Source organism: Lachnoclostridium phocaeense, from assembly GCF_959599685.1.
GTDB lineage: Bacteria > Bacillota > Clostridia > Lachnospirales > Lachnospiraceae > Claveliimonas > Claveliimonas monacensis.
Genome location: NZ_CAUGIN010000001.1, coordinates 1 through 24,982, shown reverse-complemented (window position 1 = coordinate 24,982; position 24,982 = coordinate 1). Strand labels below are relative to the sequence as shown.

The 24,982-nt window shown below is 50.9% G+C and carries 21 protein-coding genes; 18 read left to right on the top strand and 3 right to left on the bottom strand.

Annotated elements, in window-relative coordinates:
- Entirely contained in the window at positions 1-5,232 is a 5,232-nt protein-coding gene (locus Q5911_RS00105) for a leucine-rich repeat domain-containing protein (protein WP_303180003.1), read from the top strand.
- Between the two features lie 50 nt (positions 5,233-5,282).
- On the opposite strand, the gene Q5911_RS00100 is transcribed toward Q5911_RS00105, so the two are convergent.
- Positions 5,283-6,122, bottom strand: coding sequence for an AraC family transcriptional regulator (locus tag Q5911_RS00100; protein WP_303180002.1), 840 nt, complete (start codon positions 6,120-6,122; stop codon positions 5,283-5,285).
- A gap of 173 nt (positions 6,123-6,295) precedes the next feature.
- Between Q5911_RS00100 and Q5911_RS00095 the strand changes: the two genes are divergently transcribed.
- A complete protein-coding gene (locus Q5911_RS00095; RefSeq protein ID WP_164488605.1) occupies positions 6,296-6,466 on the top strand; it encodes a hypothetical protein in 171 nt (56 codons plus the stop codon).
- Between the two features lie 100 nt (positions 6,467-6,566).
- On the opposite strand, the gene glgB is transcribed toward Q5911_RS00095, so the two are convergent.
- On the bottom strand, positions 6,567-8,354 hold the full coding sequence (gene glgB / locus Q5911_RS00090) for a 1,4-alpha-glucan branching protein GlgB (protein WP_303179999.1): 1,788 nt from the start codon (positions 8,352-8,354) through the stop codon (positions 6,567-6,569).
- 154 nt (positions 8,355-8,508) lie between these two features.
- Here glgB and Q5911_RS00085 point away from each other — a divergent pair, with 154 nt between their 5' ends.
- Complete coding sequence (locus Q5911_RS00085) at positions 8,509-9,042, top strand: TetR/AcrR family transcriptional regulator (protein WP_076776673.1); 534 nt, start codon at positions 8,509-8,511, stop codon at positions 9,040-9,042.
- 24 nt (positions 9,043-9,066) lie between these two features.
- Here the strand turns inward: Q5911_RS00085 and Q5911_RS00080 are convergent, their stop codons facing one another.
- Complete coding sequence (locus tag Q5911_RS00080) at positions 9,067-10,176, bottom strand: VanZ family protein (protein WP_303179996.1); 1,110 nt, start codon at positions 10,174-10,176, stop codon at positions 9,067-9,069.
- Positions 10,177-10,387: 211 nt separating this feature from the next.
- Between Q5911_RS00080 and Q5911_RS00075 the strand changes: the two genes are divergently transcribed.
- The 15 genes from Q5911_RS00075 to Q5911_RS00005 all read left to right on the top strand — a co-directional run bounded on the left by Q5911_RS00075 (position 10,388) and on the right by Q5911_RS00005 (position 24,932).
- Complete coding sequence (locus Q5911_RS00075) at positions 10,388-10,777, top strand: GntR family transcriptional regulator (protein ID WP_076776677.1); 390 nt, start codon at positions 10,388-10,390, stop codon at positions 10,775-10,777.
- 3 nt (positions 10,778-10,780) lie between these two features.
- Positions 10,781-12,214, top strand: a complete 1,434-nt coding sequence (locus Q5911_RS00070) for a hypothetical protein (protein WP_303179994.1) — start codon at positions 10,781-10,783, stop codon at positions 12,212-12,214.
- A 132-nt stretch (positions 12,215-12,346) separates the two neighbouring features.
- Entirely contained in the window at positions 12,347-13,507 is a 1,161-nt protein-coding gene (locus tag Q5911_RS00065) for a helix-turn-helix domain-containing protein (RefSeq protein WP_303179992.1), read from the top strand.
- A 42-nt stretch (positions 13,508-13,549) separates the two neighbouring features.
- The gene (locus tag Q5911_RS00060; RefSeq protein ID WP_303179990.1) at positions 13,550-14,986 is read left to right on the top strand and encodes a WD40/YVTN/BNR-like repeat-containing protein; all 1,437 of its coding nucleotides are present in this window, start codon (positions 13,550-13,552) and stop codon (positions 14,984-14,986) included.
- A 539-nt stretch (positions 14,987-15,525) separates the two neighbouring features.
- Positions 15,526-16,815, top strand: coding sequence for a group II intron reverse transcriptase/maturase (gene ltrA, locus Q5911_RS00055; protein WP_118585015.1), 1,290 nt, complete (start codon positions 15,526-15,528; stop codon positions 16,813-16,815).
- Between the two features lie 201 nt (positions 16,816-17,016).
- Positions 17,017-17,736, top strand: a complete 720-nt coding sequence (locus Q5911_RS00050) for a lantibiotic protection ABC transporter ATP-binding protein (RefSeq protein WP_303179987.1) — start codon at positions 17,017-17,019, stop codon at positions 17,734-17,736.
- The gene (locus tag Q5911_RS00045; RefSeq protein ID WP_303179985.1) at positions 17,733-18,521 is read left to right on the top strand and encodes a lantibiotic immunity ABC transporter MutE/EpiE family permease subunit; all 789 of its coding nucleotides are present in this window, start codon (positions 17,733-17,735) and stop codon (positions 18,519-18,521) included. Before Q5911_RS00050 ends, Q5911_RS00045 begins: the two co-directional genes overlap by 4 nt.
- Entirely contained in the window at positions 18,518-19,261 is a 744-nt protein-coding gene (locus Q5911_RS00040) for a lantibiotic immunity ABC transporter MutG family permease subunit (RefSeq protein ID WP_303179984.1), read from the top strand. The genes Q5911_RS00045 and Q5911_RS00040 overlap by 4 nt, the downstream gene beginning before the upstream one ends.
- 23 nt (positions 19,262-19,284) lie before the next feature.
- Positions 19,285-19,950 carry a response regulator transcription factor gene (locus Q5911_RS00035; protein WP_076776694.1) on the top strand — a complete coding sequence of 222 codons (666 nt, stop codon included), beginning with the start codon at positions 19,285-19,287 and terminating at the stop codon, positions 19,948-19,950.
- The gene (locus Q5911_RS00030) at positions 19,938-21,383 is read left to right on the top strand and encodes a HAMP domain-containing sensor histidine kinase (protein ID WP_303179983.1); all 1,446 of its coding nucleotides are present in this window, start codon (positions 19,938-19,940) and stop codon (positions 21,381-21,383) included. The genes Q5911_RS00035 and Q5911_RS00030 overlap by 13 nt, the downstream gene beginning before the upstream one ends.
- A 131-nt stretch (positions 21,384-21,514) precedes the next feature.
- Positions 21,515-21,826, top strand: coding sequence for a thioredoxin (gene trxA / locus Q5911_RS00025; RefSeq protein ID WP_076780742.1), 312 nt, complete (start codon positions 21,515-21,517; stop codon positions 21,824-21,826).
- Between the two features lie 217 nt (positions 21,827-22,043).
- A complete protein-coding gene (locus Q5911_RS00020; RefSeq protein WP_281725704.1) occupies positions 22,044-23,186 on the top strand; it encodes a YdjY domain-containing protein in 1,143 nt (380 codons plus the stop codon).
- Positions 23,186-23,614 (top strand): hypothetical protein, encoded by a 429-nt coding sequence (locus Q5911_RS00015; protein ID WP_087174065.1) that lies wholly within the window; start codon positions 23,186-23,188, stop codon positions 23,612-23,614. Before Q5911_RS00020 ends, Q5911_RS00015 begins: the two co-directional genes overlap by 1 nt.
- Positions 23,615-23,765: 151 nt before the next feature.
- Complete coding sequence (locus tag Q5911_RS00010) at positions 23,766-24,677, top strand: ketopantoate reductase family protein (RefSeq protein WP_281725706.1); 912 nt, start codon at positions 23,766-23,768, stop codon at positions 24,675-24,677.
- Positions 24,678-24,707: 30 nt separating this feature from the next.
- On the top strand, positions 24,708-24,932 hold the full coding sequence (locus Q5911_RS00005; RefSeq protein WP_303179977.1) for a pyrroline-5-carboxylate reductase family protein: 225 nt from the start codon (positions 24,708-24,710) through the stop codon (positions 24,930-24,932).
- Positions 24,933-24,982: the final 50 nt, after the last annotated feature.

Below are 24,982 nucleotides of genomic sequence, written 5' to 3'. Positions count from 1 at the left end.
ATGAGAAAGAAAAAAATAGCAGGTGGGATTTTAGCTGTAATCTTGTCAATATCTATGGCGATGCCAACATTTGCGGCTGATATTCCAAAGGAAGAAACGACATCTTCCGATACTATGTCAGATACAATGGATGTGGAAGACACTACATTGGGAGATGAAATATCTGTAGAGGAAACGGACCAGGTAGAAGAGGAGTCCGAAGTTGTGGAATCGGCTGATGATAACGCAGAACGATCACAAATGTTCATAGAAAATGAGTCGGTGGCAACTAAAGAGGAAACTAAAGAAGAAACACCTCTGATAGATGGAGGTACAGTGTCGGATGATTCTGTGGATGACAGTATCTGGACAACGGAGGACTTCACGTATACGACTATGGAACAGACATTAAATGGCTGCGACTATACACGTGAATTTACGATTAAAGGCCGAGCTATCGCCGGGTTCTCCGAATATGGTGCGGAAAAAGTAAAGGCAAACAAAAATCTTGTGCTTCCGTCTACGGATGATAATGGGGAGACATTAGTAGGAGTGGCGGACGGTGCCTTTAAAAATATGGGGCTTACGTCCGTGGAATTTCCATCAGGCATGATGGTGGACTATGATGATACAGTGACTAATGTAGTGACGCGGCGGGGGAATTTTATCATCGGACCCTCCGCGTTTTATGGAAATGATCTCACCTCTGTGTATCTTCCTGAAGGTGTGATCGCAGTTATGCCCATGGCATTTTCTAGTAATCAGCTGGCGAGCGTGACACTGCCTCATACGATCTGGTGGATCGAGAATCAGTCATTTGCCAAGAATCAGCTTACAACAGTTGGGTTCCCAAAGACATGTGATTTCCAGTTACAGATCCATGCCATGGCATTTGCACAGAACAATATTCAATCTGTGCGTCTGCCTGACTATACAGAGGTAGTGGATAAGAGAGCGTTCTACTGGAATCCGGGTATGGAAGACTGCCCGGCAGATGCACCTGAAAATGAAGGGGCCAAGTTTGGCGGCGTTGTGCATATGTACACGGATAATCCGAATCTTGTGAATATGGAAAGGATCCATCATATTGACAGGACGGCACCCACTCAGAAGTCCTATCATCAGCGGTTGATCGTAGGGGAAGATCCAAATGCGGGCCAGACATGGAGTCTTGATGACTTCACTATTGAAGGGACGACGATCACAGGATTGTCATCTTCCGGAATAGAGAAGAGAGCTGTGAATAAAAATCTTGTTCTCCCGGATCGGAATGCGTCAGGAGAGTATATAACAGAGCTTGCAGATACCACAAATGATACGGGACTCTTTGCGACAGAGGAAGAGCAGTTTGAATCCGTAGTGCTTCCTCTCCATCTGGAGCGCATCGGCAACAGGGCTTTTTGCAACAGCGGTATCCAGAGAATAGAATTTCCGCTGACATTAAAAGAAATCGGTATTGCGGCATTTCAGAGAAACAAACTGACCAGTGTGATCCTCCCAGACAGCGTGGTGACATTGGGAGGAGGCGCATTTGGCACCAATCCGCAGCTGGAACAGATCATTCTCTCCAGAGGATTGACAGAGATACCGGCTGGGGCTTTCGGATGCAGCACCGCAGACGAGTGGATGGACGGACTCACAGAGATCGAGATACCGGAAGGAATTACCGTCATCGGGAACAACGCATTTGCCGGCAACAATTTTACGCAGATCAACATCCCGTCTACAGTTAAGGAAATTGGAAGCTATGCTTTCTCTACGAAGAACTATTTGAAAGACACCGTGTGTACGGTCACTCTTCCGGAGGGCCTGGAAAAGATAGGCACCTATGCGTTCAGAAATAAGATCGTAGAGACCCTGGATCTGCCGGAGGCAGTGAAGGCTTTTCCTGCGAATGTGTTTACGAGAGAGTATTCGGACTCCACGCAGGCAATGGTGACTTTGGTCTATGTGAATGAGACACAGATTTCGGATAAGACGAATTTCCCGGATTCAGAATACCACAAGTTTGTTCTCAGGGATGACCCGTCCGACACGGTGTGGAGTGCTTATGATTTTACATATGGAGAGGTTACTCCGAAGAAGCTGTATGATGTGGCCATGACAGAAAAGGTGGAGGTATCCGGCTGGGGAGTGACCGGTTTCACAGAAAATGGCCTGAAGAAACTGGGACGAAACCCGGAACTTATCATTCCGGAAAAAGATCCGGAGGGACGCCAGGTGACTGCTGTAGCTACCGAGGCATTTAAATATGACGCAGATACCATGCCACAGAAGATTACTTCTGTGACATTCCCGCAGAATGTAAAAGCTGGGTATGAGGGGAAACTGTCCGATAAAAACGAAAGAGGAAATTTCCTGATCATGGGTATGGCTTTCTATGGCCAGGGATTGAAAGAGGTGACACTGCCGGAGGGCGTTCTTCTTGTCGAGAGCAAGGCCTTTGCCAAAAACGAGCTGACACATGTGACACTGCCGGAGACTGTCTGGTGGATCGAGCAGGGAGCCTTTTTTCAGAATCAGATTACGATCGTGGACTTCCCCGAGACCTGTGATTTTAAGCTGAATATGGATGCGCAGGCATTTGCGGGCAATCAGATCGTATCTGTTGCACTGCCTGACCGGACAGAAAAAGTCAATAAAGGGGCCTTTTTACAGAACACAGGAAAAGAGCCTGTGACCGAAGGATCATCTGCGGAGAAGAAGGGCGGTATCGTCTACATGTATGGGGATGAGGCGCTGGCTTCAGAGGGACAGATTGCCCACATGGATAATGCGGGGAACAAATCCAATGTACAGAAACTGGTCATCGGTGTACAGGACCCTGCGGAACAGCCCTGGAACACAATCCATTTCACTTATGACGGCACAAAAGTCACCGGACTTTCCGAGGCTGGACAGGCCAAGCGTGCAGTGGACCAGCATCTGCGGATACCAGATCTGACACCGGACGGACAGTATGTGACGGAGATTGGAGACGGAGGGGCTTACGGAACCTTTGGAGCAGAAGGAGAAACCTTCGAAAGTGTGACGCTTCCGTCCCAGCTGCAGGTGATCGGAAATAGTGCATTTGCACAGAATACCATGACGAAACTGGATCTGCCGTCCACGCTGACAACAATCGGCAATATTGCTTTCAAGGCATCCGGCCTGACAGAAGTGGTTCTGCCTGACAGTGTGACAAAAGTGGGGACAGGTGCTTTTACAACATGCGCTGACCTGGAGAAAGTGACGCTTTCTAAAAACATGACAAAGATCGAACAGTCCGTGTTTTTGATGACTGCGGTGAAAGATGTCATCATTCCTGAGGGAGTGACAGAGATCGGAAGAATGGCATTTTCCGGTACCCCGGTAGAGACGCTGGTTATTCCGGATACAGTGGAAACAATAGAAAGGGATGCTTTCAAAAGCCATCAGCTGACAGAGCTGGTTATACCAGGAAGCGTGAAGAGTATTGGATCCAGCGCGTTTTCACAGTCTTCCAAACAGTCGCCTTCCTCTCTTAAGACGCTGGTTTTAGGGGAGGGTCTGGAAGAAATCGGAAAAACTGCTTTCCAAAAATGTGCGCTGACAAGTGTGGAAATTCCCTCTACACTGGCTTCTCTTGCTAAGAATAGTTTCCAGGATGGAGCAGCCGGACAGGTTATCCTGTACTCGAAGAATCCGGCGCATCTGCAGGAGACAGATACATTTATCCCGGAGAGTGAAGGACATAAAGTAGTATACAGTAATCTGATCGGTACAGGCTGGTCCTATGATGACTTTACATTTGACGGATCTGTGCTGACAGGCTGGTCAGACAAAGGAGACGTGACGAGAAAAGAAATAAAAAATCTTGTACTTCCTCAGATAAATCCTGAGACAGGAGAGGCTGTGACAGAGATTGGAGAAAATGCGTTCAAGATCCCGGACGATGAAATAGAGCAGCTGAAGGACAGTGTTTATTCGCCAAACGGGATGGAGACAGTATCAATTCCAGAGACTGTCACAAAGATTGGAAAGAAGGCCTTTGAATACAACAATTTTGTGGAAATGGGATTTGGCGCTGCTGTGACAGAGATTGGAGAAAGTGCGTTCCATGGCAACAAATTGACAAAAGTCGTTATCCCCGATAATGTGACTGCTCTGGGAGCAGGTGCTTTTTCCGAGAATAATATCACAGATCTTACATTGTCAAAGAATGTTACCGTGATACCGCAGGGAGCTTTCTCTATGAATATCCGTCTGGAACAGGTGACTATTCCGGATACGGTAACAGAAATCGGTGAAATGGCCTTTGCAGGCGCCCGGCTGACAAGCCTGGAGATCCCGGCTTTTGTGGAAAAGATCGGAAGGAAGGCGTTCCATCTGCACCATCTGACAGAACTGACGGTGCCTGGAAATGTCAAGGAGATCGGAGAGTCTGCCTTCGAGGGAACATTTAAGGCTATCACTTTGAGAAGCCTTACGCTGGAAGAAGGAATTGAGAAGATCGGGAAATATGCGTTTAAGGAAGGCTATCTGGAGAGCGTACAGCTTCCTTCCAGCCTGAAGGAAATGGGCGAAGAGCCATTTTACGGAAACAGCGGCACAAATGGCGATCACATCGTGGTGTGCTACACAATGAACCCGGAACATCTGAAATTCGGAAGTTCAGGTTCCCACCGCATCGTATACCAGGGACAGTGGGGAACAGACTGCTTTACCTACGAGGGAACAACTGTGACTGGTCTGACAGACAAAGGAAGAGAAGTGCTGCAGGTATATCCTGATATGGTGATCCCATCACAGACACCGGAAGGCGCCGATGTGACAGAGATTGCACCCGGAGCGTTTAAGGGCTGTGGGATAACAGGTGTTATACTCCCGGAGAAACTTCAGAAGATCGGTGAAGAAGCCTTTGCCGGAAATGCCCTGACGTCTGTCAATATTCCAAGAGGAGTGACTGTTATTGAAGTGAACGCATTTGCGGACAATGGAGCGATCGTAAAACTCATTGTAACGGATAAAGACTGCTATGAGCGTTTAAAAGATACCGTGCTGGAGGGAGTGCAGATCGTGTTTGAAGAACAGCCGGAGCAGAAACCGGGCGGAGGCAGCGGAGATGGACAGTCTCCATCTTCCGGAAACGGAGCGGAAACAGTTTCTGATCAAAAAGGAACCAAAGCTGTGAGAACAGGTGACACCCAGTCCCCACTCGCAGTAATGGCAGTGATGGCAGCTGCGCTTGCGGTTATTGCAGCCAGTGCTAAAAGAAAAATAGAAAGAAAGTAATAAAGCAACAGAGGGGCTTGCCATCACGGCAGCCCCTTTTGCTGTACTTTTTATCGCCCTTTCCGCACCGCCGACGGTGTCGTGCCGTAGAGCTCTTTGAAAGTGCGGTTAAAAAGTTTCTGATTTGTAAATCCATTTCTCTCCATGATGTAAGAAACAGGATCCTCCGTGTTTACCAGATCATGGTATATATGCGTTGCCCGGACTTCATTCAGATACCGGAGGAAGGACATGCCGATATTCTTTTTGAAAAAACGGCAGAAGGCCTCCTTCCCTAGGCCTGCCAGATCGGCGGCATCCTGGAGCGAGACAGGCTCCTGGTAATGTTCTTCCACATAGGAGATGATATCCCGCAGACGGTTGGCCGTGAGACGGTCGCTTTTTTTGTCCGGGGGCAGCACGCTGGTGGAAAAGTCCCGTATAAGGCGGGCCAGCACCTGCAGGGTAAGGCCCTCCGCCTCCAGATAGAAAGCAGTGGCATCCTGGATGTAGAGCCGGGTCATATTTTCAAGGAGCTGGCAGATCTCCAGGTAGGCGGGGAACTTCTCAACGCTGATCAGATCCGGCCTGCACAGGATGTGATGGTCTTCAATGTCCGGCATACAGTCCTGGAAATGCTTCCGGGCAATGTGGATGCACAGGAACATGGAAGTCTGGTCATAGCAGAAGGTACTGTGCACCTGCATGGACTCCACTGCCATAAGCTGCTTTTTTGGGAGAGAGTACTTTGTGCCTTCCACAGTGATCTCGGAGAGTCCGTTCAAAGGATACAGGATCTCCAGCTCCTCGTGCCAGTGGAGCGGCCGGTAGCCGCCGGGGGTTGTGTAGAAAGCCACGTTTATCCCTGAATTACCTATATTCTGAAATGTCTCATAATAGGGCTGCGCCATTTGTATCATCCTCCTTTTTCTGTTGCAGAATAGAATAGCAGAAAAAACAGAATAAATCAATATCGACTTAAAATATGTCAAAAAGATATCTGTTTCTTACCGGAAAAGAGCAGTATGATAATACACGTAAAGAGGAAACAACATCAATAACAGTTGAAAGGAGTGTATGACTTATGAAAACAACTGCATTGAATGGAAATATGGTAATAACAGATAATGGAGGTATGACAATCATGGAGAGAATTAAGAGATATTTTGCAGAGAACGCAGCAACAATCACAGGAGGCTTCCTTATGATGAACGGAGGCAACTTAAACGTGGCATACAGAATGCTGGGAAGATAATTTATAAATCACTTTACTTTCGTGGCAGGAGACAGCGGATGAGGTTCCGGATATACGGGACGGCATCCGCTGTCTTTTTTGGAAATGGCCTGTGCTATAATCACTTCACTGTAAAATACAGGGCCGAATAGGGGGACATATCAATCTGAAAGAGCTGATGCTCCCCTTTGATCTTTGCTCTTTTTTCTCTGGAAGCGCCGCCGTACATTTCCAGATCACTGGAAAACACAGGGATCAGCGCCTCTGCGCCTGGGACCTTCAGCACAAAATCATCCATCTTTTTGTCGGAGAAGTTGAAGACGGCCACAAGGCGCTCTTTGCGGCTGCGGCGCTCAAAGGCATAGATACATTTCTCCTCCTGGTGACAGTCCAGCCACTGGAAGCCGCCTTCCTCATAGTCCTGCTCCCAGAGTGGGGAATGTTCCAGGTAAAAGTGGTTCAGATCCGCCATGAAGTGAAAGAAGCCGTCGTGGGCCGGATAGGAGAGGAGGCACCAGTCCTGCTCCCGTTTTTCATCCCACTCCCGGAGCTGTCCGATTTCATTTCCCATGAAATTCAGTTTTTTCCCGGGATGGGCGTACATGTACATATAGAAAGCCCGCGCCTGGGGGAACTTTCCATCGTAATCCCCGTACATTTTCTGCATGATGGTGGCTTTTCCGTGGACTACCTCATCGTGAGAGAGAGGCAGGAGATACTGCTCCTGGTAATAATAGGCCATGGAGAACGTGAGCTTGTGGTATTCTGCTGTGCGGTAAGCTGGGGCTGTGCGGAAATAGTTCAGTGTATCGTTCATCCAGCCCATGTCCCACTTGTAGTCAAAGCCAAGGCCGCCCTCTTCGGCGGGCCGTGTGATATCCGGGAAGGAGGTGGAGTCCTCCGCCGCCAGAATGACGTCGGGGTATCTTTTTTTCAGCCCCTGGTTCATATTTCGCAGGAAGTCCACCGCATTTCCGTTGACGCCCCGGGCCGGATCTCCCTGCCAGTAGATGGCCCGGCTGATGGCATCCATACGCAGGCCGTCTATATGGAACTCGGTGAGCCAGTAGTCTGCCGCGGACTGGAGAAAACTCCGCACCTCGCCCCGGGAGTGCATGAAATTGCAGCTTCCCCACTCGCTGTATCCCACGGCAGAGTGAGGGTACTCGTAGAGGGCCGTGCCGTCATAGTGCGCAAGCGCATAGTCGTCTACCGCGAAATGGATCGGGACAAAGTCCAGGATCACGCCGATGCCGCTGCGGTGGCAGGCATTGATAAAAGATTTGAACTGATCCATGGTGCCGTACCGGGAGGTGGGGGAAAAAAAGCCGGTTCCCTGGTAGCCCCAGGAGTCATCGCAGGGATACTCGGCCAGGGGCATGATCTCCAGATAGTTGTACCCGGCTTCCTTAAGATGAGGGATCAGCAGGTCTGCCAGTTCATCGTAGGTGTACCAGGCGTCCGGTTCATCGGAAGGTTTCCGGAAAGAGCCGAAGTGGATTTCGTAGATGTTCAGCGGCTTGTCCCGGCAGTCGGAACGCTTTTTCATCCAGGCCTGGTCCTGGAAATGAAAGCTGTCCCTGCTGCGTATGATGGAGGCGGTGGCAGGGCGCAGCTCCATGCCGTACCCGTAAGGATCGCAGTGGTCTATGCAGCGGCCGTCCCCGCCGTAGATCCGGTACTTGTACATCATACCCGGGAGGGCGTCCTTTACATGGACTTCCCAGAAATTTCCGTCGTGGACTTTCTCCATGGGGAGTTCCTGCCAGCCGCTAAATTCCCCGATGAGACTGACTCTGGAAGCGGAAGGGGCAAAGGTGCGGAACGTGGTTCCGTCATCCTGCACATGGGCGCCCAGGTATTCGTGCGCATCAAAAATTTTCCCTGTATAAAATCCGTAAAAATCCATAACTGACCTCCGTAAATAATAGACACGAGTTGTTTTATATCTTATAATTATCACAGCGCAGCCAGGGAGTCCACCGACGATATCCGTGATCCGTCGGAAAAACAACTCTTTGGCGAAATGGTTGCTTAAAAGGGAAGATCCGGGAGGACGGAAGATGGATTTAAGAACAGAAAAAACAGAGAAAGCGATCCGCAACGCATTTATGGAACTGCGGGCGCAGAAACCGTTGGAGAAGATTACAGTGAAAGAGCTGTGCGCCCTGGCCTGTATCAACAAGTCCACATTTTACGCCCACTACAGCGATATCTATGCGCTCTCGGAGACACTAGAGCAGGAGACGGTGCTCTCCATTGTAAACAGCATCCCGGATCTTAAGGGACACTCTGCGGAAAATCCGGATGTGTTCACGCGGGCCCTCTGCCTTGCCTTCCTGTCCAATATCTCCCTCATCAAGGTGCTGTTTGCGGGAAAGGAGCAGAACCACCTGGGAGTGCAGATGGAGAGGGAGCTTAAAAAGGTGATCTACCGGAAATACCCGGAGTACCAGGAAGATCCGGAAAAGGATATTCTTCTTTCCTACTGCATCCAGGGGGCGTATCACGCCTATTTAAACAATATGTCCGTGGATACACAGACCTTTGTCCAGGTGGTGGAGCGGATCGTGAAGTGTCTGAAGCCGCTGTTCTGACTGGTACTTGTAAGAAAACTGCCATTAGGATGACATTTCCTCAGAGGGACAAGGCTGGTCTGCCAGGGAGGAAATATTTCTTGTGCCGGACAGCTTTTCGTAAAACAGATCCAGGTGCCGGGCAGAGCGGATCCCTGTGTATACAAGAAAGAAGAACCAGACTGTGTAACACAGAAAGGCCGGCAGAGGCGGAAGCAGGGAGAAGATCCGGGGCAGTGCAAAGAGAAAGAGGAGCAGACTGCCGCACCGCAGCGGGTACTGGTACCAGTGGGGCCTGTCGCCTGTTGCTGTGGCGCCGATGCGGATGCGCAGGATCCATTTTCCTGCGGTGTGCCCGCCTGTAAGCGCGGGAACAAAGGAGTAGTATAAAAAGGCAGGAATAAGCCAGAGGCTGCCTGGCATCTGGCGGCCGCCGGGAAGGGCAGCCCGAAGCGCTGCATCTGCCAGAAAGATAAGGAACAGATCGAAACAAAGAGCCAGTACGCGCCGGGGCAGGGACACCTCCATTCCCCGGCGTATGCTGGCTTTATCCATGTTTTCGCGGGATGGCAGAAGCCGCATGAAGGCCGGGGCGCACAGATACCCGGCAATACCGCCGAGGGTATTGATCAGCAGGTCATCCACATCGAAAAGCCGGTATCCCCTGGGATAGAGAAAGTACAGCCCTGTGAGCTGGGTCAGCTCAAAGAACAGAGACAGAAGGAAGGAGAAAAGAAAGGTCCTTCTGAAACCGCACCGGAAATAATACCGCAGATAGATGCCAAAAGGGATGATCATAATGAAATTGAAAAATACCTGGAAAAATGCCTTATTTTTAATGAGGGTTATCCAGGTGGAGACATCCCGTAGGCGGAAATCTGACTCCTGGAAAATATCCCGGATAAACATAAAAGGAATGGACTGTATCCTGGGACCTGTCATGCGGGCCACTTCATCGATGGAAGGCAGGGGCAGGATGACAAGGAAGTAGACACACAGCAGGTACAGGATAAAAGAGTACACAATCAGAATACGGAAACTTAGGACAGAGCCGTATTTCCGGTAGTTGTAAATGATATAGGGGAAGGTAAATAAAAAGGCGATAAAGGGAAAAGCGACTACCGCCGTCAGAATGGTCTGTACGTAGGAGCTCATAAAGCAGCCCTCCTTAAACTGGATTTCTTTTATGAGCCGTATTGTAGCACGGATTGTCGAAAAATCTGTGAAAATGACAGAAATGTAAGGTAAATGTAATGTGAGAACAGGACTTGTAAAAAAGTATTATCTGTATTATGATTAGTAATACAGATAATACTTTTATCATAATGCAAAAGCAGAGATATTCCAGGGAGAGGAGGCGGATTTTATGATCATTTCTCTTGATATGAGCAGTGACACGCCCATATACGTACAGCTCAGAAACCAGATTGTCAAAGGCATAGGCAGAGGCGAACTGCGGGCAGGGGAGACGCTGCCTTCGGTCCGGCAGATGGCCCGGGACGCAGGGATCAATACCATGACTGTAAACAAGACGTACCAGATACTGAAGACAGAAGGATTTATAGAGATTGACAGGAGAAAAGGAGCCACGGTACTGCCTGCGGGGCAGGCGGAGGGACTCTTCCGGGAGAAGCTGGAGTCCGAGCTGGAGCTTTTGTCGGCGGAGGCCTGCCTTAAAGGAATGAAAAAAGACGAATTTATGCGGATCTGCGAGGAGATGTTTACAAGCATGCATCCCGCGGAAAGTGAGGGGTAAGCGATGAATATTGCCATGTTTTTTATTTTCCTTATATCAAATCTGATCATTGTTCCTCTGTGCCGCTATTCCTACGGGAAAATGTGGGAGTACAGAGAGGGGATGGTTCTGGGAGTCCATATTCCGGCTACCTGCATCCATCACCCGGAAGTGGAAGAACTCTGTGAAAAATACCGGAGGAACTGGACGTTATTTCACCGGATCAATCTTGCGGTGGGGACCCTTTCCTGTTTCCTGTGTTTTGTGGATTACATCGTATTTATCATCGTATGGTCTCTGTGGCTGCTGGAATATGTGTGCGGCCTGGAGTATCTGATCATCGTCCCACACAGAAGGATGTACCGGCTGAAAGTAAAGAAAGGCTGGGTGGATGAGAGAAGTAAAAAGATTGTCCGCATTGACACAGCCGTCTCTGCTGCCTCGGAGAAGATGGCCCTGGACTGGAAATGGCATCTTCCCGTTCTGGCGTTGACAGCGGCTACGGTTTTCCTCGTCGTGGAAGGGGAGCGAAGGTTCCATGTCTCCTGGGCCGAGGCATGGCCCATCTGGCTGCTTTACGGCACCGGCGTAGGACTCTGCCTTCTTTTTCTTGGCATGCATCTTGCGGTGGTGCGGCGGCCCAACCGGGTGTACAGCGATCACACAGAGATCAACCTGGCCGCCAACCGTCTGATGAAACGGTCCTGGACAGAGGGACTTGTGTACGCGTCCTGGTTGAACGGAGCATCCTGGCTCTGGATGGCTTTCTGGTATTTCCGCTGTGGCCCGGATCTGTCGGGGGCCGTCTACGGGATCTATACAGCCCTTCTCATTCTGGAGGTAGCGGCCCTGCTTTTCCCGCTTGCAAGGTCTGTGAGGAAACGGCAGGAAGTGATGGAGGCAGACACCTCCGCCTGTTACATTGACGACGATGAATACTGGAAATACGGCTGGTACAACAACCCGGGGGACAGGCATCTTTTTATCCAGGACCGGTTTAACAGCATGAACATGTCCATGAATTACGGGCGGCCGGCGGCGAAAGTGATAACGGCAGTTCTGGCGGCGGTGATTGCAGGTCTTGTCATCTGGACGGCCGTGCTGCTGGCAGATTTTATCAATGTGGAAGTCCTGCTTACACAGGAGGGAAATACGTTTACTTTTGAGGCGGCAGGGTACGACTGCTCTTTTGACAAAGAGGAGATCCGCTCCGTCACCCTTCTGGATGATATGCCGGATGAGAACTTTACAAGGACAAACGGCGGCAGCACAGAAGAGTACAATGTGGGACATTTCCGGGGAAAGGAGACAGGGAAATGTATGATGTTCCTGTATAGAGGATCTACCCCTGTTCTTGAGATCCGGTTGGACGACATGACTGTGTTTGCCAACAGCCAGCAGGAGGAAACCACTCTTCAGTGGTATGAAAAGCTGGCAGAAGGAGCGGCGGAAGAATAGAAGAAAATACCGGAAAACAGGGAAGAGCAGGCAGTTCCACGATCCGTGGACTCCTGCTCTTCCTCGCGTATATTGCCAGATTTTCCCCGGCGGGGTATGATAAGAACGAAAACAGCGAAGGGAGAGGACGGCATGGATCACGAAAAGACAGGAAGATACATTGCAGCCTGCAGAAAAAAGAAGAAGATGACACAGAAAGACCTGGCGGACAGGCTGGGTGTGACAAACAAAGCTGTCTCCAAGTGGGAGACAGGCCAGGGGATGCCGGATATCAGCGTTCTGCTGGAGCTTGCCCGCGTACTGGACGTGCCGGTGGAGGCGATCCTGGAGGGCGGCCCGGCAGAAACGGAAACTGTGCAGCCGGCTCTGCAGGAGTACACAACGCCCTCCGGTGTCATGGAACACCCGGAGAAAAAGGAGCGGTCCCGGTATGTGCTGGAAGGAGTCGGGGGCATTCTGCTTGTGCTGGGGATCCTGTGCCTGGGTGTGCAGATCTGGTACATCCTTAACAGAGACGGGTATCAGATCGAGTATATGGCCAGGTGGATGTTCTTTGCCGTAAACGGGGCGGCCCTTTTGTTTCTGATGGCAGGCGGCCTCTGTATGAAAAAGCTGCGCCCCTTTTTCTTAAAACCGGCGGTGGTGCTGGGAGCTGTGCTCCTCTTCGCAGGCAATGGGGCAGCCGGCCTTCTGACCGATGATGGACAAAGAGAGATCCTCAGCTTTTCTCCCGGCTTTCCTTCAGACTGCATGGTTTTAAAAATACAGGAGGATAATGGCTCTGCCAGGCTTTACAGGCAGGCCGCGGGACCTTTTGTCCGCCAGGCGGAAACTTTTCCCTTTACCGTTGCCGGGGAAGTAAAGACCCAGTGGCTGGAAAAAGACGTGTGCGCTGTGACGTATGAGTCAGAAGAGGACGGAGGAGTACACCAGTATGTTGCCACTTACGGAGACCGCAGCGACGGGACTGCCTATTACTATGTGTCCAATGCCATCGCAGGCACATGGGTGGGGGAAGGCGGCTACATGCTGGATGTGCGCAACGGACAGATGGAACTGGAGACGCCCCGGGGAGTGGAAACCTACGAATATGATGCATACATACAGTATGGAACCCTTTCCCTGGTTTTCCCCAAAGACGGCCCTGAGTGGACTCTTGTGCTGAATGCGGACTGCATCCTGGAGGGCGGGGAGAACACGGTGGAGGATGGCGGCACACTGACTCTGTGCAGGGTCAGTATGAAGAAGACCACCCCTGTCGTGCTGGAGCGGATCATGGATGGAGATATATAAGCCAGGGTATGGACAGACGATAACAGAAAGGGGAGAACAGACATGAAAAAGAGAGTTATCATTGCAATGGCCGCGGCCATCCTTGTGATGGCAGCGCTGGCGGCATTTATATTCAGCAGGTGGACGGATAAGGAGAACACGCTGGAACAGGCGGGGCTTGCCGCCATTCTGGATAAGGTAAAAGAAACGGAAGAGTTTCCAGAGCATGGGGATATCGCCTATCTGGGAGCTTCTATTACAGAAAAGGGAGAGGTGACAGACTTTACGCTGACGGTGACAGGTTTCGATGACCAGGATCAGTATATCTCCCATGTGGGTTATACCTACGACAGCGGGACGCAGGAGCTTTCCTGCAGGGAGTACCAGGAAACAGCCCTTCCCACATACTACGATCCCAATGCGGATTTCACATACATAGATGAGCAGATCCGCAGGATCCCCTTTGAAGCACAGATCCGCCTTCTTGATTTCGACCGTTTCCAGGTGGAATTTCAGCCGGACATCCAGCTTGAAGCGGGGACACCGGTCCTGGATGGAAGCGGCGGGCAGGATTTCCCGGTGCTGACATGGGAAGAGTACCAGCAGGGGCAGGGCGGTGTCAGCGACGGCTCCTCTGCCCTGGTCATCTCCCTTACGGATGGAACCGGGGCCACTGGCAAAAGGCTGGAATATTACTGTGAGGCGGCAGATACGTCCGCCCTGTCCGGACACCCGGAGACAGTGATGCAGATGGATTATCGGATCAATAACGGGGACCTCCTTCTGACCGGTGATGCGGGAGAAAGCTGGGTCTCCACAGGACTTTCCAGCCAGCAGGTAAGCGAGACCACGGACACCTACCAGAGGGGCGGCAGCCTTTTTGAGGACAGTTACTTTGCAGATAGAAACGGCGTCTACGCTGTGTTTTACGGGGAGATGCCCACTCTTCGCCTGTCCCGGGACAAAGGGGGCACCTGGCAGGACATTCCGTTTACAGACTATATGCCAAGACTCTGCACAAGAAGGATCGTCCGTTTCCTGGACAGTGAAAACGGGTACGCTGGTCTTGGCACAGACTGGACCATGGGGAGTGGCGGGGCTACTTACGTGTACTGGACCCATGACGGGGGAGAGACGTGGACATCTTCCACAGAGCTGTACGAGGAGGCAATGATGCTGGATGGACTGGCTTTTTCGGACACATCACATGGCGTGGCCAGCCTCCAGACAGTGAACGGCGACGAACAGTATCCGGCTCTCAGAGTGACCACCGATGGAGGCGCTTCCTTTACAGAGCTGGTCCTCCCCTGGGAGAGCCTTCCTTCCAGTGTATCCTTTCTGGACAAAGTGGACTCTCTGACAGCAGAGGGCGGCGTGTTTACACTGACCCTGGGGCAGGGGACGGCCGGCAATACAAAGGCCGTCTTTACAAGCACGGATCTGACCCAGGGGTGGATCTTTAAGGATAGTTTCCAGGGAACCATCCACACGGAAGGGTAGCAATACCCTTCTTTTTTTCGGTGTGTCCAGCAAAGCTGGACCACACTAGCCGGTGTAAGTCCGGTCACAGTAATCGCCAGTGAGCTGTGTAGCTAAACTCGGTGCGTTGCAGTAATGCAGGGTGCTAAGCGAGTGGATAAAGTAGCCTCGATAAGAGGAGCGAGCAATCATGCAGACCGTAAAATAAAGTGAATTCTGCCGTATCGTTAAAAAGGTCTCGAAAGAGAGGGAAGAGAAGTTGAGTCCTGCGAAAATGGGCGAAAACCATGGAACGTGTGAAGATACTGGAAAGCAGCACGGAAGAATCTCTCGGTATAGAGGAAGCGGTATGTATGAAAAGTGTGGTTCGGAACTGGAGAGACCCTACCCATCACTGAAAGGTAAAGAGAAGGCGTATAAGCTTGGCGAAATCGTATTTCTGATGGGAGGGAGTCGGAAAGGAACATAGTACCGACAATGACTGTGCAGGAAAACGCAGTTTATGGGAAGGTTCCTTACTTCATTCATGTTTGTGGAGAGGGTAAGAGTGAGAGAATGTCATGCAGACTAACAACTCCAAAGAAAAAGTTCGACAACTTCAAAACAAACTATATCTGACAGCCAAGAAATGTGATAGCCGAAGATTTCATGCACTTTACGATAAGGTATATCGTGATGATGTACTTTTTGAAGCATGGAAACGGGTAAAAGCTAACAAAGGTTCCAGTGGTGTAGATGGTATCGGAATCGAAGATATTGAAGAGATGGGAATTGAAAAATACCTGTCAGAAATCAAATCGGAACTGATGGATGGAAAGTATAAACCATCCCCAGTAAAGCGAGTTATGATACCAAAACCAGACGGAAGTGAAAGACCTCTTGGAATACCAACAGTCAAGGACAGAATTGTGCAGATGGCTACCAAGATAGCAATAGAGCCAGTATTCGAAGCTGACTTTAGAGATTGTTCCTATGGATTCCGACCGAAAAGAAGTGCCAGGCAAGCACTGGAAGTGGTAAGGAAAGCGTGTAACAACAAGGGCTATTATGTAGTAGACGCAGATATTGAGAAGTTCTTTGATAACGTAAACCAAGATAAACTGATGAAACTGGTAGAGCAGAGAATATCAGACCGTAGGATATTGAAGCTGATAAGACAATGGTTAGTATCAGGAGTATTATACGGAAATGTACTGACAATTTCCGAACTGGGAACAAGCCAAGGTGCAGTTATATCTCCGTTATTGGCAAACATCTACTTAAATACACTGGACAGACTGTGGGAAAAGTATGGACTTACTCACGGTATTCTTGTAAGGTACGCAGATGATACAGTCATCATTTGCAAGAATAAGAAAAATGCAAATCACGCACTGAACTTATTGCAGTACATCATGGCAAAACTGGATTTAAAGCTACACCCAGTAAAAACAAAGATTGTCAGCATGTGGGACGGAAAAGAGGGATTTGACTTTCTTGGAATGCACCACAGAAGAATGACAACGGAAACAAGCAAAGGACAATTGTATAAAGAAACTTATCAGTACCCGAGCAGGAAAGCCATGAAGAAGATGAAAGCAGAAATCAAAAAGAATGTAAACGGTCGAAGTCTGTTAGTTGCAAAGGAAGAGGATTTAATAAAGAATCTAAATCCGAAAATCATAGGTTGGAAGAATTATTATTCCACCAAAACAAATGAGACATGGATGCAGGAATTAGACTGGTATATTATCTGCACCTTTACAAGATGGTATAACAAGAAACACCAAAGGCGTAAACATATGTCAAGAGTGGGATTTGTTAGAAATAGCATTTACGAAAAAGGATTAAAGAAAATGGCTAGAGCATGACGTAATGCTGTAGAAAGAAGAATGTCGGAAAGCCGTGTGAGGGAGAACCTCATGCACGGTTTGATGAGGGGAAAGAGGGCTAAAGCCCTCTAACCTACTCTACCACCCTTATAAATTCCTTAGGTTTCTCTTTTATACTCTCAGATACAGGGCGGGATGCCTCTGGCGCCGCCGGTATACTATATAAAGGAGAGAAAAAGAATGAAATCTATTGTTTTAGAAACGAAAGCATTGACAAAGACATTCCGGGGAAACGACGAAAAGGCACTGGACCGGGTGTCCCTGCGCATCCCGGAAGGATGCGTCTACGGGCTGCTGGGGCCAAACGGGGCCGGAAAGTCCACCCTGCTGAAGATCATCACAGGCATGGTGCAGCCTGATGAAGGACAGGTGCTCTTTAAGGGGCAGCCGTGGAGCAGACAGGCGCTGGCAAAGACAGGAGTTCTCATAGAAACCCCTCCTCTCTACGGGAACTTAAGCGCCAGGGAAAATCTTCTGGTACGCACCGCTGCCCTTGGGCTTCCCAAAAGCCGGATCAGCCAGGTGCTTGAGACTGTGGAGCTGACAGACACGGGAAAGAAGAAAGCCGGGAAATTTTCTCTGGGAATGAAACAGCGTCTTGGCATTGCGGCTGCCCTTTTGTCAGAACCGGAGCTCCTTATACTGGATGAGCCCACCAACGGACTGGATCCCTTCGGCATACAGAAGCTCCGTGCCATGCTGCGGGAGTTTGCATCTGGCGGCATGACAGTGCTGGTCTCCAGCCATATCCTGGGTGAGGTGGAGCAGATGGCAGATCATATCGGGATCCTGTCGGGAGGCGTCCTGGGCTACCAGGGCGGGATGCCGCAGAAGGGACATCTGGAGGAACTTTTCACAAAAGTGGTGGAGAAAAACAGGAAAGGAGAGTGGCAGGCATGAGTCAGGAAAAGACGTGTATGGGAAGACTGCTGCGGGCGGAAAAGATGAAGTACCGCCGCAGCGGAACGGACATGCTGTGGTATCTGCTGCCTGTCCTTACGCTGGCAGTGGCTTTTGTGCTGAGCACGACTTACGGCACGGTCAGCGCCTACAACTGGTGGTATGTGGGTATGTATCCGGCCATGACAGGGCTGCTGTGCTGTCTGGCGGCAGGAAAAGACGGAAAAATGGAGGACAGGGCCATCCTGTCCCTGCCTGTGCCCCTGGCGCGCCTCTGGGACGCCAAGGTGCTGACCTGTATCCTGTGGATGGTAAAAGCCAACATCCTGCTGGCGCTGGCTGTCTGGATCACGGGAAATCTTATTTTTCCACATCTGGTGATGTCCCAGACGCTGCAGGTATCCCTGCCCCAGGCCGGAGCTGCTGTCCTTGTCATGGTTGTGGCCGGAAGCTGGCAGGTGCCGCTTTGTCTGTCCCTCTGGCGGCGCCTGGGTATGCTGCCGGCTCTGCTGATTCAGATGGGACTTACACTTACAGGCATTCTGGCCGCTGTGACGCCCTTCTGGATGGTGGATCCCTATGCCATCCTTCCTAGGATGATGTGTGTGGTCATCGGGGTGCTGCCCAACAATATGCCGGCCAGGCCGGGCAATCCTACTTTCTCTGCGGAGCTGCTGGATCCGGCCAGCCTGGCTCCGGGGCTGGGGATCAGCCTGGCGCTGCTTGTGCTTCTGTGGTATCTGTCCAGGCGGTGGTATGAAAGAAAGGGGGCTGCGAGAGTATGAAAGGATTTGCAAGACTTCTGGCGGCGGAGATGAGAAAGTATGCCCATACGCCTGTTCTGAAGATCCATCTCGTTCTCCCTCTTGTGGGGATGACAGTGTTTCTTCTATACTACAGCTTCTCTGGCTGGAGCAGTGCCGGAAAGGTGCAGGCCTATCTGGAGGTGGTGGCATGTATCTGGCCTTTCCTCACAGGACTTGTCTGCGGGATGGCGGCGGAAATGGAGGCGGAGGCGGGATATCAGATCCTCCTTCTCCTGCCGCCGGGCAGATGCCGGGGGATCGCGGCCAAGTGGCTGGGCCTTCTGATCCTGGGGCTGGGAGCTGTCCTTCTGGCCATACTGGGATTTGGCGTCCTGTATCGCCTTCTCCCGGGCGGCGATGTGTTCTCTCTGGATCTGTATGTGCGGGAAGCCCTGGTGATCTGGCTTGGGCAGATACCGGTGTATCTGATCCACCTTTTCCTTTCCATCCGGCTGGGGAAGGCTGCATCCATAAGCGCCGGCGCGGGCGGGATGATCCTTGCCTGCCTCATGCTCACCGGCATGGGAGAGGGGATCTGGATGTACCTTCCCTGGGCTTTCAGTGGCAGGTGGTGTGATTATGTGTTAGTATATCACATGGGTGTCATGGCCCCCGGGGGAGTGGCTGAGCAGGCTTTCCTGCCCTTTTTTGTATGCGGGGGATTGTCCCTTCTGATTTTCGGGGCAGTACTTTTCTGGTACAGGAAAAAAGATTTTTAAGACTTTCGGGAGTGAAAAATAAAATGACAGGAAATATATTGGCGGTAGATGACGAGGAAGGGATCCTGCGGATCATAAAGAGAGCGCTGGAAAAGGACGGCTGCCAGGTGGATACAGTCAGCGATCCCCTCCTGCTTAAGAACAGGTTTCTGGGGAAATATGATCTGATCCTTCTGGATGTGATGATGCCGGGGGTGGACGGTTTTTCCCTCTGCAGGCGGATCCGCGGGGAGGTGGACTGTCCCATTCTCTTTCTCACGGCCCGGACCGGGGAGGAAGATATCATGACAGGTCTGGGCCTGGGAGGGGACGATTATATCAGAAAGCCTTTTGGTATCGGGGAACTGCGGTCCAGGGTGCAGGCCCACATCCGCCGGGAGAGGCGCAGGAAGACCCATGCGGTCCTGGCAGGTGAGATGCGTTTCTATCTGGGAGAGAAACGGGCGGTATACAGGGAGACGGAGCTGCCTTTTACAAAGAGTGAATATGAAATCTGCGAGTATCTGGCCCTTCACCGGGGCCAGGTGTTCTCACGGGAGCAGATCTATGAGCATGTCTTTGGCTATGATGGCGAGAGCGACAGCTCCGCCATTACGGAGCATATAAAAAACATCCGGGCAAAATGCCGGGCGGCCGGCTGCGAGCCTGTGGAGACAGTGTGGGGGACAGGGTACAGATGGAAAAGCTGAGGAAACTGACAAAGCGGAAAAATCCGGGACAAAAAAGATTGCATGCTATTTTTTCCGGGTTCCTTCTTCTGTACGCCCTGCTGGCGGTGGGAGCGAGCGTCATCATCTTTTTTTCCTACTTTGTCCTGGTGAGCCTGGGTATGATCCGGATCCCTTCCTATGAACAGACCCGGATCATGCAGGCTGCGGATGCCATCCGGACAGGGGGACAGGTGGAAGAGAAGCTGCTTCCGGATACATGTGTCTACGGAGTGTACGGGGAGGATGGCACCTGGCTGTACGGAAATATCCCGGCAGAGCAGCGAAAAGAAGTGTGGAGGCAGGCAGGTACACAGGAGACGACCAGTCTGTATGGAAGTTTCTGGCAGAGAATTGAAAAGGAAAACGGCAGTACAGCCATGATCCGGTACCAGGTGATGGCAAAGTTTGTCTCCCCTGCCCTGCGGGAGATTTTCCCCAATGCAGAGCTTGTGTTTCTGGGGGCTTTCGTGCTGATCATAGTTATATTGACGGTCTGTATGCCCCGCCGCTTTGGAAGATATGTGGACCGGCGGCTTAAGGTCCTGTCGGAGACTGCCGCCAGAGTGGAGAGGGAGGATCTGGCCTTTGAGAGGGAACATTCTGACATAAAGGAGATAGACGAAGTCCTGGCTTCCCTCCATAAGATGAAGGAAGCCCTCCAGAAGTCCCTCAGGGAGCAGTGGGAGCTGGAACAAAAAAAAGAGCAGCAGGTCCGGGCCCTGGCTCACGACATCCGGACGCCTCTTACCATTATACGGGGAAATGCAGAGCTTCTTGCCGAGACGGAGGATCTCCGCGAGATCCGTGAATGGGACGGAGAGATCCTGGATAATATAAAAGATATAGAGGAATATCTTGTGATCCTCCATGAGACCATGAAAGGAGAGATAAGCCTGGAGGATGGCTGCGGACAGGCATATTTTCCGGCCCGCCCCTGGCTGGAGGAGATAAAGGAAAAGGCCGCGGCTCTGGGGAGGGCAGGAAAAGCAGAAATTCTCTGTCGCCTGGAACTGCCGGAGGCGTCTTCCTGCTTTCTGGCAGGAAACCGGACCAATGTAAGCCGTGCAGTTCTGAACGTCATTTCCAACGGGGTGGACTATACGCCTGCAGATGGGAAGGTGGAGATCCATGCCTCCATTGTCCGGCCGGGGGATGACGGCAGGGAGTGGCTTCGCATCACGGTGACAGACCAGGGACCGGGATTTTCCGGGGAGGATCTGAAAAGGGGAACAGAGCGGTTCTACCAGGGGGATGGCAGCCGGGGGCACCGTCATTACGGCATGGGACTTTACATTGCCCGGACTTTCACAGAGGAGGCAGGCGGAAGGCTGACGCTCTCCAATGCAGAGACAGGAGGGGCGCAGGTGCGGATCGATCTGCCCCTTTATCAGGGAGCTTTCTTAAAAGATTGAAAAGAATGTGACCAGGTTACAGAAAAAAATCCGCAATGGTGTATAATAGAGACAGAAAACGAAAAAAGCAATCCCAAAAAGATCCTCCGGCAGACCGGACGGAATCAGTGGAAAGAAAGGAAGGAATAAATATGGCAGCATTACATTTCACAAAGGACAATTTTGAAAAAGAGGTATTACAGTCAGATGTACCGGTACTGGTGGATTTCTGGGCTACCTGGTGCGGACCGTGCCAGATGGTTCTGCCCATCATCGAGGAACTCTCCGAGGAGCTTACCGGCGTGAAGATCGGGAAAGTCAATGTGGATGAGGAGATGGAGCTGGCAAAGCAGTACAGGGTAATGTCTATTCCCACACTCATCGTGTTCAAGGACGGAAAGAAAGTAAACATGGCAGTCGGCGCCCAGGGCAAGGAAGAGATTAAAGCTCTGCTTGGCCTGTAGATATAAAAAACCTCTCACAGATTATGTTAAAAAGGCAGGGACATTTTGTCCCTGCTTTTTTGCACAGAAATCTGTCCGGCCTGGTACCGGGAATGGTTTATGGAAAAAAACAATAAATACAAAGAAATATAAAAAATTCCGATTGGCTTTTCGAAGACATAGAGAGTAAGATAAAACGGAATAAAAAGCTATGTCTGAACAAAGGAGGAGAGTTTTTATGAAAAAGACAGCATTATTCCTTGCACTTCTTCTGACCATGGGAATGGCAGGATGCGGCGCGCAGGAAGAGGAGACCGGCAGCGACAGCGCCGGGGAGACAGCCCAGGAGACACAGGAGGAAACAGAAGCCCTTACAGTGGATGCTGAGTCGAAAACCATCACAGTGCAGGCTACAGCAACGGGAAATACTGAGTCTTCTATCCACCTGCTTGTGAATGACTCCGGAAGCAACGCCGAGAGCGCTTTCTTTACCACAGAGGCATCTACAATGGACTTCTATGATGCGATCGTGGAGCTGGGCGGTATTCCGGGAAATAATATACCAGTAGATGCCGAGAGCGGGACAATCCTTGGAAGCGGCCTGGATGTGTCCATCCAGGTAGACGGGACAGACTACGACACATATGATCTGATCACAGCCTCTGAGGAGAGGGAGATGGACATGCGTTTTGGCGGCAATGTGGCCCTCAATCAGGAGTACGCTACAGGGTGTCTGCTCTGTATGGAGAGCTGCTCGGTAGGTATCGCCAGCGATGCGGCTTACCAGTATAATGAGCCCATCGAGTTCACACCTTCAGATAATATGCCGGAGGAAGGAACGGAGGTAACTTTTACGATCACAGTGGATGACACAGCCATGGTAGTGAACGAGGAGGCAAAGACTATTTCCATGAATATTCTGTCCACAGGATATGACGAGTCTACGATCCATGCCATCGTAAACGAGGAAGGATCCAACGCGGACAAGACTTTATTTACTACCACAGCAGCCACAAAGGATTTCTATGATGCGCTGAAACAGCTTGGAGCACAGGACGGAAACAATATTGCACTGGATGATCCGGATGGCATTATAGAAGGAACGGATCTGGATGTAAATGTAGAAATCGGTACAGAGACCTGCTCTTTTGCAGATCTGTTTACAGCCTCCGAGGAGAGAGAGATGGCTATGCGCTTCGGCGGAAACCTGGAGGTGAACCAGGAGTACGCTACAGGCTGCATTATGTGTCTGGAGAGCTGCCCGGCCGGTATCACAAGCAACGCAGCTTACCAGTACCAGGAGGAGATCACATTCGGACCTTCTGACAAAATGCCTGCCAAGGGAACGCATATCATCGCCACATTTACGGTTGCAGAATAATGGCACGGATCATTGGAGCTGTCTATAACGGACTGATCTGGGCCGGTGTGATCACGCTGCTCTGTGTCAATTCCGTTGTAATATGTATGCGGATCAACATGGGGACGCTGTTTCTTATATCATTTGTGGGAACAGCTGCCCTGCTGTGGATCATTTCATTTCTTAAAAAATGGAAGATCGGCGCTCTTTTCAGCATTCTCAACCTGGCAGTCTGCGGGCTGGCCATTACTGCGGCCTTTCGGCTGATCTACAACAAGGATCTTCTGACAAGGCCGGCTTTTATCCTGCAGCTTGCCCTTCACAGACAGGCACCTCCGCAGGAGCTGGTCAATGGAGTGATCCTGGCAGTGCTGGCAGGGGGATATCTGGTGGTACTGGCAGCAGACCTTGTGAAAAAAAGAAAAAGGACCAGTAAAAAAGACAGATAAAAACAACAGTAAAAAGCTGTTCTGCCAAAAGAGGATGAAAGATCCTCCCCGGCAGAGCGGCTTTTCTTTACATGTTTTCCTGTCCGTGGTATCCTGTTTTACAGGAGTGATCCTGAAGGAATTTTACAGACAGCGCAGGAGGAATGCAGGGATGATAGAGAAAACAGCGATCATAGGAATGGGGGCGCTGGGCCTTCTCTACGCGGATCAGATCGCATCCGCAAAAGGACCGGAGAGTGTCTCCTTTGTCATGGACCGGGAGAGATACGAAAAATATGAGGGCACCGTGTTTGTCTGCAACGGGCAGGAGAAGACGTTTCGGATGGAGTGCTGCCAGGATGTTTCACCGGCAGATCTTGTCATTGTGGCAGTTAAGTACAATGGACTTGCAGGCGCTCTGGACACCATGAAAAACTGTGTGGGAAAGGACACGGTGATCCTCTCTGTGATGAACGGCATCAGCAGCGAGAAGATCATTGGAGAAAGGTACGGACATGACCGCCTCATCGACACAGTGGCGCAGGGCATGGATGCCATGAAGTTTGGAAATAAGCTGACCTATACAAAGAAGGGTGAACTGCGCATCGGGGCGGAGGACGCCTGCCAGCAGGAAAATCTGGCTCGTGTGGCAGCTTATTTTGATGAGATACAGATGCCATATACGCTGGAGGAGGATATCCTGCACCGTCTGTGGGGAAAATTCATGCTGAACGTGGGCGTGAACCAGACCTGTATGGCCTATGAGACCAACTATGGGGGCGCTCTTAGAGAGGGAAGCGAGGCAAATGAGACCATGCTGGCTGCCATGAGAGAGGTGATCGCCCTTGCAAACGCGGAGGGGATCCATCTGACTGAGACAGACCTTGACGAGTACATAGCCATTCTTCGCACGCTCTCTCCGGAGGGAATGCCCTCCATGCGCCAGGACGGTGTCTCCAGGCGTCCCTCGGAGGTGGAGATGTTTGCAGGGACTGTGATCCCCATGGCTGCCAGGCACGGGATACCTGTGCCTGCCAATACATTTTTATATGAGAAGATCAAAAAAATAGAAGCGTCCTATTGAGGGAAAAGCTATATGTACAGGAGGTCTGACATGACAAGAGAAGAGGTAAAGATCGGATTTATTGGATTTGGAAATATGGGGCAGGCCATTGCGGACGGATTTTTGTATACCCATACATTGAAACCGTCCCAGATGTGTGCCTGCGCGGTGAACTATGAAAAATTGAAAAAGAACACAGAAAAACGAGGCATGAAAGCCTGCCGGGACAGCAAAGAGACGGTAGAGCAGTCAGATATTGTAGTAGTGGCAGTGTAGCCCTGGATGACAGGAGCTGTGCTGGCTCCCCTGAAGGATCTCCTTGCAGG